At 64.6% G+C, this 14,979-nt stretch carries 8 protein-coding genes and 1 pseudogene; 3 read left to right on the top strand and 6 right to left on the bottom strand.

Annotated elements, in window-relative coordinates; all coding sequences use genetic code 11:
* Nucleotides 1-31 precede the first annotated feature (31 nt).
* Nucleotides 32-808, top strand: a complete 777-nt coding sequence (locus HU766_RS22475) for a response regulator transcription factor (protein WP_186660689.1) — start codon at nt 32-34, stop codon at nt 806-808.
* 41 nt (nt 809-849) lie between these two features.
* On the opposite strand, the gene HU766_RS22470 is transcribed toward HU766_RS22475, so the two are convergent.
* Both HU766_RS22470 and pbpC read right to left on the bottom strand, forming a co-directional pair.
* Nucleotides 850-2,523, bottom strand: coding sequence for a ShlB/FhaC/HecB family hemolysin secretion/activation protein (locus HU766_RS22470; protein WP_186660687.1), 1,674 nt, complete (start codon nt 2,521-2,523; stop codon nt 850-852).
* A gap of 93 nt (nt 2,524-2,616) precedes the next feature.
* On the bottom strand, nt 2,617-4,971 hold the full coding sequence (gene pbpC, locus HU766_RS22465) for a peptidoglycan glycosyltransferase PbpC (RefSeq protein WP_186660685.1): 2,355 nt from the start codon (nt 4,969-4,971) through the stop codon (nt 2,617-2,619).
* Between the two features lie 77 nt (nt 4,972-5,048).
* Between pbpC and HU766_RS22460 the strand changes: the two genes are divergently transcribed.
* The gene (locus HU766_RS22460) at nt 5,049-5,342 is read left to right on the top strand and encodes a hypothetical protein (RefSeq protein WP_033703383.1); all 294 of its coding nucleotides are present in this window, start codon (nt 5,049-5,051) and stop codon (nt 5,340-5,342) included.
* Nucleotides 5,343-5,538: 196 nt separating this feature from the next.
* On the opposite strand, the gene HU766_RS22455 is transcribed toward HU766_RS22460, so the two are convergent.
* Entirely contained in the window at nt 5,539-10,449 is a 4,911-nt protein-coding gene (locus HU766_RS22455; RefSeq protein WP_186660683.1) for an alpha-2-macroglobulin, read from the bottom strand.
* Between the two features lie 166 nt (nt 10,450-10,615).
* Here HU766_RS22455 and HU766_RS22450 point away from each other — a divergent pair, with 166 nt between their 5' ends.
* Nucleotides 10,616-11,953 (top strand): MATE family efflux transporter, encoded by a 1,338-nt coding sequence (locus tag HU766_RS22450; protein WP_186660681.1) that lies wholly within the window; start codon nt 10,616-10,618, stop codon nt 11,951-11,953.
* Between the two features lie 87 nt (nt 11,954-12,040).
* On the opposite strand, the gene HU766_RS22445 is transcribed toward HU766_RS22450, so the two are convergent.
* The 3 genes and pseudogenes from HU766_RS22445 to speA form a co-directional block, all read right to left on the bottom strand.
* Nucleotides 12,041-12,496, bottom strand: a complete 456-nt coding sequence (locus HU766_RS22445; RefSeq protein WP_186660679.1) for a transposase — start codon at nt 12,494-12,496, stop codon at nt 12,041-12,043.
* A 254-nt stretch (nt 12,497-12,750) separates the two neighbouring features.
* Nucleotides 12,751-12,909, bottom strand: a pseudogene (locus tag HU766_RS26280) (transposase); the annotation flags it as partial.
* Between the two features lie 97 nt (nt 12,910-13,006).
* Nucleotides 13,007-14,920, bottom strand: a complete 1,914-nt coding sequence (gene speA / locus HU766_RS22440) for an arginine decarboxylase (RefSeq protein WP_033703387.1) — start codon at nt 14,918-14,920, stop codon at nt 13,007-13,009.
* Nucleotides 14,921-14,979: the final 59 nt, after the last annotated feature.

The following is a 14,979-nucleotide window of genomic DNA, read 5'->3' as shown; positions in this document are numbered from 1 at the left end:
AGCAGGGCCGCTTACGAACAGGGAGTTGATCGTGAACAAGCCGTCGAGTGAAGTGAAGGTATTGGTGGTCGATGACCAGCCATTGATCGTCGAGCAACTGTGTGAATTTCTCGAAAGCCAAGGTCACCCTTGCGTCCCTGCCAATTCCACCGACCAGGCCATCGAGCGCTACCTGGCCGATCACAGCATTGGCCTGGTGGTGTGCGACCTGCACATGCCGCAGCGCGATGGCATCGAACTGGTCCGCGCACTGAAGCAAATTGCCGGCAGCAAGCGCATGTTCGAAGCGATCATGCTGACAGGACGTGCGGAGAAGCAGGATGTGATCCGCGCCTTGCGCGCAGGTTTTGCCGACTACTACCAAAAGCCCGTGAACCTCGACGAACTGCTCGAAGGCGTTCGCCGCCAAGAGCAGGCATTGCTGGAACGCCAGCGCAACCTCAGGGAACTGGGCGGCCTGAACCAGCGCCTGCAAGACCTGGCATCGTCCGTTGACGAGCTCTACCACGACCTTGAGAAGGCCCGCGGCCAGGGTGTGCATCGGCGTGCCAATGATGTCGAGGAAGGCGAAAGCGAGCTGCCAGCGGTGTTCGAGAAGCTGTCGCCGCGCCAACTGGAAGTGGCGCGGTTGGTCAGCAAAGGCAAGACCAATTACCAGATCGCCTGCGAACTGGGCATCACTGAAAACACCGTGAAGCTCTATGTGTCCCAAGTGCTGCGCCTGACCCACATGCACAACCGCACGCAACTGGCGCTGGCGCTGACGCCGAGCTCTTCACCGGTGCATCAGCGCTTTACCGCGCATTGATCGCGAACGCCGATGTTGCGTAGGAGCGTATCGAGCGGGGTTCATTGCATCTGATAAGTGAAGCTGAGCGTCAAGCGTGGCGTTCGGCTCAGGCTGTCCAGGGCAGCATCCGCCAAAGGTTTCGCTACTTCCACAGCAACATTGAAGTAACGCCCATCCCCCAGCCGCAGCCCCAGCGCAGCCGACGTCATCCGGGCATCCTCGACCCTGCCAGCGTTGTACCAGGCACGCGCAGCATCGAGCACCGCATAAGGCTGTACCACCTTCAGCCAGCCGTCGCTGTGCCGAACGCTGTAGTTGAGCTCATACGCCACCCCCCAGCCCTTGTCCCCCGCTGCTTGGTCACGGGGGTAACCACGGCCGAAACCCTGCCCGCCAAACACCGCCCGTTCGCTGTCGGGCAGTGTGTCGTCGCTCCAGTACAGGGCGCCCGAAATCACCCCCTGCCAAGCGTCGAACAGCGTGTCGCTCTGCAATCCCGAAAGGCGCAACCGCAAGAAGTCGAGGTCATAGTCGGCGTCGCTGCGCGCGCCGAGGTAATCCAGGCCTTGATAGACCCCGGCACTGACGATTCGCAAGCGGCGAGCCTCGGCCTTGCGCCAGTTGCCCTCGAAGGACAGCGCCCGTACGTAGTTGTCGTATTCGCGCACCGGCAAACGCCCCGCAGGCCGATCTTCGAGATGCTCGCTGACCGCGTAGAAGCGCCCCGTCACCGTCAGCCACTCATCCGGCCTGACGATCAGTGGTTGACCAAGGCCTACCGAATAACGCTCGCTTTCCCGCTTCTGGGTGAGAGCGCTGCCGTCATCCAGGCGGATACGGGTGCCCGGTGTGCTGCGATAGCGCGAAGCAGATACCAGCAACTGGCTGCCTTCGGCGTCCAGGTACTGGCTGTAAGCCAAACGCTGGTAATGGGCCTGATCATCCCCGGGAGGCAGCAGCAGGCTTGCCTGGAACTGTTCGGCATAGCGGGTCTGGGCATTGCTGGTCACGGTGAACAGCGCCTGGGCGTCCTCACGGCTGCCATCGTTTACGGTAATGCCAGCGGCAAACGGCCTACGCCGCGCATGCACCGTCAGGTGAGCGGCACCCTCAGGCGAATGCGCCACGGTCAGTTCGGCGCCTAGCGCAACGCCCGGGATGCGTTCGGCAATGCCGATGTAGCGCTCCAGCGTCTCACGTGTGAGCGGCCGTTCGGCTTGCAAACGATGAAGCAACTGCTCCAGGTAACGGCGGGCCGAACCGATGTCGCCTTGCAACCGGTAGCCTTGGATATAGCCTTCCACCAGCTCCACCTGGATGCGGCCGTCTGCGATATCCTGCGGTGGCAGGTAGGCATACGAGAGCAGATAACCGTCCTGCCGATAGCGTTGGGTGAGGCGCTCGGTGAACTGTTGCAACTCGCCCAGCGTTGTCTCGCGCCCTATCAGCGGCTGGTAATGGTCGCGCAGCTCGCTCAGGGGGAACACCGTGCCGCCCTCGAAACGCACCTTGTGCAACACCAACCGGGTGTCTGCAGGTGCCCAACCCGCCGTATTGGCATCGGGCAGCGCCAGCCGCAGGCGCGCAGTGTCAGGGCGGTAGGTGTCTATTGGCAGGTTGGCGGCAGGCAGCCGACGCTCGTTTTCATGGCTGTCGAGAAACACCGGCAACGCCTCTGCCTGGGCCAGCAGGGCCCAAGGCAGCAATAACAGGGGCACGACCAGAGGACGCATAGGACGCTCCATGATCCCTCGGGTACCGCGGCGCCAGCCGGTCACACCCGTCACTTGCAAAGCGTAGGTGCTACCCCCGCAATCGTCGAACGGCTACTCGCTGACCTGAAACGCCACCCGCGCGGTCTCGCCACTTTCATCCAGCGCGCTGAGCTCGATCTGCCCAGCGCGGTCGAAGCGCACCAGCAGGCTGTCCTGGCCCAGGGTCTCGCCCAACGGCTGGCCATTGAGGAACCACCAGCGCCGGCCACCCCCGCCAAGGGCAGAAACGTGCAACTGCAACGGCTCGCTGCTGGTTGCCGGGCGGCGCAGGTTGTCACCTGGGCGTACACCGACGATTGAAAGAGGTGGCGCAGTCGCCGGCGCCTGCGGTGGGCAGGTCGGGTCGACTGCCGGCAAGCGCGCCGCACGCCGTTCGACGCGGGGAAGCCACGGCTCCAGCGGCGCAGGCCAGAGGGCGATGTCACGTACCTTGGCCCCCAGGCAGCTGCCATCGACGCGCTGCCCTTGCGCATTGACCCAGACGCGCTCGCGCAAGCCCATCCCCAGCGGTTGGTCGGCTGCCTGCAAGGTCGGCGGTGTGGTGCCGTCGAGGGTCCAGGCAAAACGCTGGCGACGGCAGTTGGGGTCTTGCCGATTCATCGGCTGGCCCAGCGGCCAGCAGATGGCTGCCACGCCGATGGTATCGGGCACCTGCTCGACCGGCACGCGGATACCGCGCTGGGCGTCGCGGTTGCTCAGCAGGTCATGCACCTGAAGCATCAACGGCGCCGCCGAGGCCAGGCCGAACTGCCCAGGTACTGGCGTGCCGTCAGGGCGGCCGATCCAGACACCGATCAGGTAGCGCGGCCCGACGCCGATCGACCAGGCATCACGGAAGCCATAGCTGGTACCGGTCTTCCAGGCCAATTGCGGGCGCTGCACCAGCTCGGCGTGCGGATCACGGTCCGGCCGCGCCTGGCCACTGAGAATACGCCGGATAATCCACGCCGCCCCTGGCGACAGCAGGCGCCGCTCCAGCAACGGCTCCTGGGGCTGCAGGCGGATGCGCGCACTGTTGCCGGCTCGGGCGAAGGCCGCATAGCCGCCGACCAGGTCTTCCAGGCGGCTGCCCGCACCGCCGAGGATCAGCGACAGGTTGGGCTCGGCCAGGGGCGGCAGCATCAGCGGCACGCCGGCCACACGCATCTGCGCCGCGAAGCGTTTCGGGCCATAGGCTTCCAGCAACTGCACCGCCGGCAGGTTGAGCGACAGGGCCAAGGCGGAACTGGCCGACACCGGCCCGCTGAAACCCATGGAGAAGTTGCCAGGCCGATAATCGCCGTAGCGCCTGGGCACATCCTGCAGCAGCGATTCGGAGTGGATAAGCCCGTCGTCCAGCGCCATGCCGTAAAGGAACGGTTTGAGCGTCGAGCCGGGCGAGCGCAAGGCGCGCACCATGTCGACATGGCCGTAGCGTCGCTCATCGGCCAGGTCGATCGACCCCAGGTAAGCGCGCACCGCCATGGTCTGTGCATCCACCACCAGAATCGCCGCCGACGTGCGCTCCGGCAGGCGTGCCCGCCAGCCTAGCAGCAGGTCTTCGAGGCGCCTTTGCAGGGCCGCGTCGAGTGTGGTGCGAATCAGTGGCGGGCTACCGGCGGTGTTCAGCCGTCGCGCCAGCAACGGCGCCAGGGCCGGCTCTTGCCGCGGCGCCAGCAGTAAGGGCTCTTCGGCGGCCTCCTTGAGCTGCTGGGCGGGCCAGACCTGGTACTCGGCCAGCCGTTGCAGCACCTTGTCGCGCGCACGCTGGGCACGTTCGGGATGGCGGTCCGGGCGCAGGCGGCTGGGTGCCTGGGGCAGCACCGCAAGCAGCGCCGCCTCGGCAGGTGTCAGGTGCTTGGGCGACTTGCCCAAATATGCCCAACTGGCAGCCGCCACCCCCTGCAGGGTGCCGCCAAAGGGCGCGCGGTCGAGGTAGATCTGCAGGATTTCGCGCTTCGACAGGTGCCACTCCAGCTGCGCCGTACGCCATAACTGGCGCAGCTTGCCGGCCAAGGTGCGGTCATGCGGGTCGAGCAGGCGCGCCACCTGCATCGACAACGTACTGCCGCCCGACACCACGCGCCCGCCGCGCAGGTTCAGCCAGGCCGCGCGGGCCAGGGCCAGCGGGTTGACCCCTGGGTGGCGATAGAACCAGCGATCCTCGTAGGTCAGCAGTGCCTGCAAGTACAGCGGCGAGACCTCATCCGGGCTGACCGGATAGCGCCACACGCCCTCGGCGTCGGCAAAGCGCCACAATGGCGTGCCGTCTTCGGCCAGCACCACCCGCGCCAGGTCGTCGCCTGGCATGGGCAGCGGCCAGATACGGTCAGCCAGCCACAGCAGGCCGACAGCCAGCACCAGGGTGATGACACCGGCACGGGCAATTCTGCCCGCTCGCGTGCGCGGCCGCGCTAAGCTTGGCATCGGGAACCGACTTGGCCAACTGATGGCCAAAGGCTTGGAAACGGCAAACTCGCCGACGTGTCGATCAGGAAGCAACTATGCATGTAGAAGGTTTTTTCGAGTGGCTGGGCCAGGCACTGGGTTCGTTGATCCGAGTTATCGTCGACGCATTGAGCGGGCTGTTCAACCTGCTGGCCAATGCCGGGGGCAATTTCATCGATGGCCTGGCGCGCACGCTGGGCATGGACACCTCGCTGGTCAGCATCCTTGCCCTGGTGGTTGGCCTGATGCTGCTGTACTCGGCCATCCGCGCCTTCATGCGGGCGTCGATCATCCTCGGGATCATCTGGCTGGTGCTGGGGTTGTGGGTGATGAGCTGGGTGATTCACTGAGGCCCTGCCGCCCCTCGCTTTGATGTGTTTTTTGGGTGTGGGTGTGGGTGTGTAGGAGCGGCCTTGCGTCGCGAAAGGGCCGCGGAGCGGCCCCAGGATTTCGGCGTTAACTTTGATATCGCTGGGGCCGCGCTGCGGCCCTTTCGCGACGCAAGGCCGCTCCTACAACAACCCAAGCACGCGGGGCAGCAGTGGCTTAGCGGGCGTTGACGGTCATCTCGCCCTGCCCATCGCCCACAGCCTGCAGATTCGGCCGGTACATCGACTCGACCTGCGGCGGCGGCACCCGATAGGTGCCCGGCGTTACCGCCCGTGCCAGGTACAGCAGGTGCGTGGTGGCATAGCCATCGAGTTTGAGCGCGGCCACATAACGGTCATCACGGTACTCCTGATGCACCACGCTGGCATTCTGCATCGACTCACGCCACTCCTTTACCGCGCTGCTGGCGTTGTCCAGGCTGGCGGCGCTCTGTGCCAGGTTCTGGTTTTCCAGCTCCAGCCCCGCCGGCAGCAAGTCGACCACCAACGCATCCGGCACACGCTCTTTGGCCTTGAGCGCCAGGTGCACCAACACCAGGTCGCCACTGCGCAGGTTGTGCAGGTCCAGTGGTTGGCCGTTCATGCCCAGGTACTCGCGACGAATCTCCATGCCATTGCCGCCAGCCGCTGGCGCCTGGCGTGGGTAGCCAGAGAGGGTCAGCTGCTGGTAGAGCGTCTCGCTGCCTTGGTTTTGCACCGTCAACGGCGAAGCCAGCAACGGGCCTTCGAGCTTGAGGCCCGACGCTGCGTTGTCGAGCTCGCGGATTTCGCCTGCGCTGTCCAGCCGCGCCTGCCACTTGCCCTCCGGCTTGCCGAGCAAACCACGGCCGGCAAGGAACAGCGCGTTGCGTTCCTGAGTCGACAGCCAGCGGTTGGCCGCCAGCTCGTCAGACAGCGCGAACAAGCGTTGGTCGACCTGGTTGCTGGCCAGGTTGCTTTCTTGCAACAGCGCCAGGATCAACGCTTGGTCACGCAGGGTGCTGCCGTAGTCAGCCATCCAGCCCTTGCTGCGGCTGATGCCCAACCCGGCTTGCAAGGCCTGCTCGGCGCGTGGCTTGTCGCCCATCTTGTCCAGCGCCACGGCCAGTTGCACCAGCGGTAGACCCGAGCGGGCGTCGGCGCGGCGTTCGAACAGCCCGCGCAAGACGCCCAGCGGTGCCTGCTGGTTGCGCGACAAGACCAGCGCAGCATAGGCCTGCACGGCGAAGCGGGTATGGTCGGCGCTCTCGCTGTAGTCGACCTCGATCAGGTTGCGTTCCTGCAGGTAGCGCAGCAGGCGTTCGTTGGCTTTCTTCAGCGCTTCGGCCGGCACGCCGTAGCCCTGGTCACGGGCACGCAGCAGGAAGTCGGTGACATAGGCGGTCAACCAGTACTCCTCCTCGCTGTCCGAGCTCCACAGGCCAAAGCTGCCGTTGTAACGCTGCATGCCCAGCAGGTGCTCGATGCCCATCTCGATCTTGCGTTTGCGCACATCGGCCGGCTCGCCCTTGATACCCAGGCGCTTGAGGCTTTCGGCATCGGCGTACAGCGACGGGTACAGGCCGCTGGTGGTCTGCTCAAGGCAACCATACGGGTAGGCTTCGAGGGCGCGGATCTGTTCGGCCAGGTTCAGCGGCGGCCGGCTCGACACCACCAGGCTGGCTTCAAGGCCCGCCGGTTCGAAGGCCGCCAGGTCAGCCTCGGGCAACGCCCATGGCTGGTCCTTCAGCGCCACCCGGTAGTGCTTGAGCATTGCCGGGTAGGCCGGGCGAACGCCCAAGGTCCACTCACGCTCGAAGGCCGTTGCCGGCTCGTTCGGCAATTGCAGGCCATTGACGCGCACCTTCACCTTACCCTGGCCCAGACCACCCTGGGCCTGCACCGGGATCATCAGCGTGGAGCGCTGGCCTTCAGCCAGGGCAACGCTGTGCACAGCGCTGGTGGCCAGGCTCAACTGGCCTTCGGTGCTGATTTCGACATTCAGTTGCTGGGCTTGGCCGGACAGGTTGGCCAGGTCCAGCGCCAGGCTGGTGCGGTCGCCGCCGGCGAGGAAGCGCGGCGCCGAGAGTTCGGCGATCAACGGCGCGGCGACCACCGTCTTGCCCTCGGCCATGCCGAAGTGATCCTCGGTCCACGCCTGGGCCATCAGCCGCAGCTCGCCGTTGAAGTCGGGGATATCGACTGTGGCCTGGCCTTCGCCTTTCTCGTCCAGGGTGACCGGCAGGCTCTGCTGCGCGACGATGGTCACCGTGGTGTTGGGGCGTTTGCCACCCTTGGCCATGGCGGCGTCACCGCCGAATGCCAGGCTGGCCAGACGGCCCTGGCCGGCTTCGATCAACTGGCCGTAGATGTCCAGTTGGTCAGCGCCATAGGCCTTGCGACCGAACAGGCTGGCGAACGGGTCGGGGGTCTTGAAGTCGGTGATGTTGAGGATGCCCACGTCAACCGCAGACAACAGCACATGCACCTGCTGCCCCGCAGCGGGTGCACTGCCATCGGCCTTGGCCACCTTGAACTTCACCGTCAGCGGCTGCTTGGGGCGCATTTTTTCCGGTGCTTGCAGGCTGACCGCGAGCTTGCGCTCGGCCCGGTCCAGCGGCAGGTGCAGCACGCCCACGGCGCGTTTAGGCGTGGCATTGGCCTTGCGCTCGCCGGGGCGAATTACCAGGGCGCTGATGTACAAGTCGTGGCGTGCCCATTGCTTGTCCAGTTGCACGTCGAAGGTCTTGCCCTCGGCCGGCACGTCGATTTCCTGCCACCACAGCGGGCCATCGCTGGACTCGATCATCAGGTAGCCGCTGCCGCCTGCCGGCGGCGTTACCGTGACCTTGGCCGAGGCACCATCGGCGTAGGAGGGTTTGTCCAGGGCCAGCTTGACCTGGTCCGGGCGCACCGCGCCGCCTTCGGCGTTGTCCTGGGCGCGGTAGCCGGCCCAGAAGCGCTCGCTGGAGACCAGGCCGGTTTCCGGGTCTTCGACTTCGACCCGGTAAGGGCCCCACTCGACCTGGAACGACAATTTGGCGGTCGAGCCGGCCTTGACGCTGACGGTCTGCTCGCTCTGGGTGAGGAATTTCTCGTTGAAGTTGTAGCTCCAGCCGTCGCTCTGCGAGTAGTTCCAGTAGTAGTCACGGCGTTCGCGAATCAGCCGCACCTTGAGGTCGTTGGCCGCAAGCTTCTTGCCGTCACGGTCGGCGACCAGGAACTCGAATTCCACCGGGCCGTCACTGTCGGTCTCCTCACCCTCGAACAGCCCGCGCAGGCCAGGCAAGCGCTCGGCCGGCCAGATCGGCTGTTCCAGGCGACGGGTGATCGGCCTGCCACCGGACTCCTGCAGGCTCGCCTGCACGGTCAGTTGCAGCGGCGAGCGGGCTTCGGCCCAGCGGCTTTCGATATCGACCACCGCCTTGCCGGCCTGGTCGAGGGTGACCTCGTCCAGCTCCAGGTCCTGGTTCAGCTCGGTTTCGGTGACCGAGCCGAACTGGTAACCCGGCAGCGCCGGCACTGCTTCGCGCAACGGGCGCACGTAGGCCTGGCCACTCAGGCGATTACCTGCGGCAGGCGCGCCGTAGAGGTAGCGGCCATCGACCTGGATGTGCGCGTCCTGATCAGGCGCAAGCGGCGTGCTGCTGCCTTTGAGCTCCAGCGCCAGGCGCTCGGGGAGGAAGTCTTCGACAAGAAACTCGTAGACCTGCTTGCGCCCGCCCCCCAAGTCGAGCAGCAATTGCCAGCGACCGGTCGGTGCTTCGCTGGCCAGTTGCAACTGGTACTGGTACAGGCCATTGCCATCGGCCTCCCAGACAAACTTGCGGCTGACCTGCTCATCGGGGCGGCGTACTTCCACGCTGACGGGCTGGGCCTTGACCGGCTTGCCATCCTGATCGCGCAGCAGGCCGTTGAGCAGCACGGTCTCGCCGGGGCGATACAGGTCGCGGGGGCCGAAAATGAACAGTTGCAAAGGGTTGGCCTGAGGGCCGGTGATGTCGAATTCGGCCAGGTCCAACGCTGCGGTGTTCAGGCGCAGCAAGGTGGTGTGCACGCCCTGGGTGGCAATCAAGGTATCGGCCTTGGGCGTGATCGGCAGCTGGGCGTGGCCTTCGCCATCGGTCTTGGCCTGGGCCAACAGCTTGCCCTTCTCATCGTGTATCTCAAGGTTGACGTCTTTCATCGCCTTGCCCCCTTCCAGGGCCTGGGCGAACACGTCGAGGCGGTCGCGGAAGCGGTGCGCAGAGACGCCGATGTCGCTGAGGCTGAACAGGGTGGCCGGCTGCGAATAATCGTAAGTGCCAGAAGCACGCATCACCGCCAGGTACACACCCGGCGCCTGCAGCGGCTTGCTCCCGGCGATCGGCAGCAATACGGTTTCGCGGGTGTTGCGCGCCGGGTTGAGGTCGAAACGGCCACTGTAGACCAGCTCGGCCATGGCCAGGGTTTCTTTGGACTGGTAGGAATACAGGCTGCTGTTGCGCCCCCAGTTGACCAGGAAGGTCGACAGCATCTCGGGCTTCACGCGGAAGAATTCGACATCGACCTTGTCGACGTTGAGGGCGATCACCGGCAGGCCTTCGGCCAGGCGCGTGGGCAGCAGCGAGCCGCGGCTGGCAAAGCCGATGGTCGGCTGCATGTCGCGGGTTTCCAGGCGGGTCACCGACTCGCTGTCGAGCTGCTGGCCGTTGACCGCCAGCAGGCCTTTGTCGACGGTCAGCACCAGCTTGCGCTGCGGCTCGAGGTGGCGCAGGTGCAGCTCCATCTGGTTGTCGGAGAGTTCCCAGGCACCATCGACCTTGCCTTTGACAGTGTCGACCAGGTGCAGCTTGGCGGCAAAGTCCTGTTTGGCATCCAGCGGCGCCGAGAAGCTGATCGACAACGTGCTGGCGCCATCGAGCTGCACTTCCGAGACATCCAGCACCGTCAGCGCGCGGCCCTCGTAGCGCTTGGCGAGCACGGCGGGGTCTTCGCGCTTGGCCGGTTGCACCTCGGCGGGCGTGGTGGCTGCCGGTTTCTCGGCCGGCGCCGGTTTGTCCGGCGCAGATGAGTCACAAGCACTGAGCAACGCCAGCGCGCAGGCCAGCAACAATCCTTTGTTGAACATGGTGTGGGAACTCTTTGGCAGCGTGTACGTGAGGGCAGCAACTATAGCGCAACGCCGGGCGCATCACCCGAGGTCGAGCGCCAGGTGAGACCGCGTTCGCGCGCATTGGTTGCCTGGCCGGTACACTGTGGCCTGCAAACGCAGCCCCCATGACCTTAGGACACCGATGAGCTCCCTCACCACCGACTGGCGCGACCGCCCTACCCACCGCAAGGTCTGGGGCCTGGCCGCACCGATGATCCTCTCCAATATCTCGGTACCGCTGGTGGCGCTGGTCGACAGCACCGTCATTGGCCACCTGCCCCATGCCCATCAGCTGGGCGCAGTGGCGGTGGGCGCCACCCTGTTCACCTTCATGGTCGGCCTGATGGGCTTTCTGCGCATGGGCTCTACCGGCTTCGCAGCCCAGGCTGCCGGCCGCGGCGACGGCGCAGCATTGCGCCAGGTGCTGGTGCAAGGGCTGCTGCTGGCCGTGGGCTTTGCCGTGATCATCGGCCTGCTGGCGCTGCCCTTCAGCCAGCTTGCACTTCATGCGATGCAGCCCAGCGCGGCGTTGCAGCAATCCACCGAAGATTTCTTCCACACTCGCCTGTTCGGGCTGCCTGCTGCATTGGCCAGCTACGCGCTGGTCGGCTGGTTCCTGGGCACCCAGAATGCCAGGGCGCCGCTGGCCATTCTGCTGACGACCAACCTGCTGAACATCGTGCTCAACCTGTGGTTCGTACTCGGCCTGGACTGGGGGGTGCTGGGTTCGGCGCGGGCGTCGGTGATCGCCGAATGGAGCGCCGCGCTGCTGGGGCTGGCCCTGACCCGCCCGGCCCTGCGCGCCTACCCTGGGCACATCGCCTGGGCGGCGTTGAAGCGCTGGCAGGCATGGCGGCCACTGCTGGCCGTCAACCGCGATATCTTCCTGCGCAGCCTGGCCTTGCAGCTGGTGTTTCTGTTGATCACCGTGCAAGGCGCACGCCTGGGTGAAGCGACGGTGGCCGCCAACGCATTGTTGCTCAATGGCCTGCTGCTGACCGCCTACGCCCTCGATGGCCTGGCCCATGCTGTCGAGGCCTTGTGCGGGCACGCCATTGGTGCGCGCGACCACACCAGCCTACGCCGCGCGTTGGTCGTGGCGTGTGGGTGGTCGCTGATCACCAGCGTCGGGTTTGCCGTGTTGTTCCTGCTGGGGGGGCATCTGTTCATCGACCTGCAGACCGATATCGACAGCGTGCGGGCGGCGGCTTATCCGTACCTGCCGTATCTGGCGGTGCTGCCATTGGTGGCGGTGTGGAGTTACTTGCTGGACGGGCTGTTCATCGGCGCCACGCGGGCCAGGGAAATGCGCAATGCGATGCTGATTTCGGTGGTGCTTGCGCTGCCGGTGGCGTGGGGCATGAGCGGGTTTGGCAACCATGGGTTGTGGCTGGCGTTTCTTGGCTTCATGGCGCTGCGGGCGGTGACGCTGGGGTGGGTTGGGTGGCGGTTGCAGCAAAAGGGGTTGTGGATTCGGTAGTGCCGAGGCCGCTCCTATAGAGGTTATGCGATGCCTGTAGGAGCGGCCTTGCGTCGCGAAATGAGGGCGCAGCCCTCACCTGCTGACCTACAGCCACACACAATCCCAATGTGAGTACTCGCCAGCACGCTGCACCAAACCGGCACGAATGGGATTGGCGACGATGTAACGCGCTGCGGCTTTTACATCGTCTTCTTTGCGCAGTGCCCGATCATGGTAACCCCGTTGCCAGCTATGCCGACGTTCTGCACCCAGCCGATAAAGAGCACAGCTGCTTCTGGATTTGAACGCGCACATCAGGCTTCCCAAACTGATGGGGCCAAGTTCGATCAACCAATGAAGATGATCTGGCATAAGTACCCAAGCAAGCGTTTGGCAGTTGCCTTGTTGATCAGCCAGGCGCAACTGCTGAATCACCGCTCTGGCGAACCACATGTTGCAAAACAATGGATAGCGGCTGCGGGTGACAGCAGTCAGCAGGTAAAGACGACCGGGTTCGGAGACTCGGCCGATGCGTAAACGGTGATTGCCTTGGCTGTCCATGCCGTGCTCCTTTGAATATTGCATTCAAAGGTAGTCATGGTGATTCAGTAGACGATGTATGGATCATTTCCGGGTGTGACCTCGGTGAGGGCTGCGCCCTCATTTCGCGACGCAAGGCCGCTCCTACAAAAGCACCGCGATCCCGTGCAGGGTTGTGGGTTCGGTAGTGCCGAGGCCGCTCCTACAGCGGTTATGCGATGCCTGTAGGAGCGGCCTTGCGTCGCGAAATGAGGGCGCAGCCCTCACCTGCTGACCTACAGCCACACACAATCCCAATGTGAGTACTCGCCAGCACGCTGCACCAGACCGGCACGAATGGGATTGGCGACGATGTAACGCGCTGCGGCTTTTACATCATCTTCTTTGCGTAGTGCCCGATCATGGTAACCCCGTTGCCAGCTATGCCGACGTTCTGCACCCAGCCAATGTCAGCAGGTAAAGACCGGGGGTGACCTCGGTGAGGGCTTCGCCCTAATTTCGCGACGCAAGGCCGCTAAGCGGCCCCAACGATCACGAAGACAAGTACGAAGAGCGGGTCAACCCAAGGCGCAAGGCATCAAGGTACTGGGTCCGCTCACGCGCGCTGATCTTGGCGCTGGCCACCTTGTCGCGGTAGTGAGTCATCAACTCCTCCGGCGACAAGTGCACGTAACGCAGCATGTCTTCGATGGTGTCGTGGGTCTCGATACCAGCGTGGTACACGCTGCCATCGGCGTTCTGGTAGATGTTCACCGAGTCGGTGTCACCGAACAGGTTGTGCATGTCGCCCAGGATCTCCTGGTAGGCGCCGACCAGGAACACGCCCAGCAGGTAGTCCTCACCCTCATTGAGCGCATGCACCGGCATGCTGGTCTCGATGCTCTGCTCGTCGACGTACTGGTTGATCTTGCCGTCGGAGTCACAGGTCAGGTCTTGCAGCACCGCACGACGCAGCGGCTCCTCATTCAGACGATGCAGCGGGATGATCGGCAGCACCTGGCCGATGGCCCAGGTGTCCGGCAGGCTCTGGAACACCGAGAAGTTGCAGATGTACTTGTCGGCCAGCTTGTCGTTGAGCTCGTCCAGCACCTGACGGTGCGAACGCTGGCGTGCCTTCAGCGAGTTGTGCAGGCGACGGCACACGGCGAAGTAGCACTGCTCGGCCAGGGCCTTCTCGGCCAGGCTGATTTTGCCATCGGCATACTGCGCCGCCACGTCACCCATGTAGTGGGTGGCGCGCCAGTAAGTCTCGGTGACCATCTCGATGTCGGTCGGGCCGAGCAGGTCGGCCAGCCACTGCACGGTCTGCGGCAGGGCCTCTTTGTTCTCGATGGTCGGCACGTCGTCGTTGTGTTTCTCGACGTCGGTCACCTGGATCACCAGCATGGCGTGGTGCGCGGTCAGCGAACGGCCGCTCTCGGAGAAGATGTGCGGGTGCGGCAGGCCCTGCGCGTCGCAGAACTCCTTGAGCATGCCCACCACCACGCCGGCGTAGTCATCCATGTCGTAGTTGATGGAACTGGCATTGCGCGAGTGGGTGCCGTCGTAGTCCACACCCAGGCCACCGCCGACGTCGATGTGATCGACCGGCAGGCCCAACGCACGCAGCTCGCCGTAGTAACGGATGGCTTCCTTGAAGCCGTGCTGGTAGTCGGCCAGGTTGGCGATCTGCGAGCCCATGTGGAAGTGCAGCAGGCGGATGCCCTGGTCCAGGCCGGCATCGCGGAAGCGTTGCACCACCGAAATCAGCTGGGCGGCAGACAACCCGAACTTGGACTTCTCGCCACCGGTGTCCGCCCACTTGCTCGAAGCCAGCGAAGACAGGCGCACACGCAAGCCCACCTGCGGCTTCACCTTCAGCTCGGCGGCCTCCTCGATCACCAGGGCGACCTCGGACTCCTTCTCGATGACGATGAACACGTTGTGGCCCAGCTTCTGGCCCATCAGCGCCAAGCGAATGAACTCGCGGTCCTTGTAACCGTTGCAGACGATGGTGCCGCCCTTCGGCGCCAGCGCCAGCACCGCCAGCAGCTCAGGCTTGGAGCCGGCCTCAAGGCCGATCGAGACATTCTGGGTGGCGATGATGTTTTCCACCACCGCTTCCTGCTGGTTGACCTTGATCGGGTACAGCGCGGTGTACTGGCTCTGGTACTCCAGGCGCGCGATGTTGGCGTCGAACGCACCGGTCAGCTGGCGTACGCGGTCTTGCAGGATATCGGGGAAGCGCACCAGCAACGGCAACGACAGGCCGCTCTGGCGCAGCTCGTCGACCTGCTCGAACAGGTCGATCGGCGCGCTCTGGGGGCCATTGGGGCGCACTTCGACGCGCCCGGCTTCATTGATGGCGAAATAACCCGCGCCCCAATGGCGGATGCCGTAAACACTGCGGCTGTCGGCCACGGTCCATTGGCTACCATCGTCTTTGCGTGTGCGTCGTACGGACATTCAAGTCCCCTATAGATAAGTCGAAGACACTGCCCCAACAAAAGGGCCGGCGCAGTGTA

This window comes from Pseudomonas sp. SWRI77 (genome assembly GCF_014269105.1).
GTDB lineage: Bacteria > Pseudomonadota > Gammaproteobacteria > Pseudomonadales > Pseudomonadaceae > Aquipseudomonas > Aquipseudomonas capeferrum.
The sequence above is the reverse complement of the archived record's forward strand: the minus strand, read 5'-3'. Positions and strand labels throughout refer to the sequence as shown.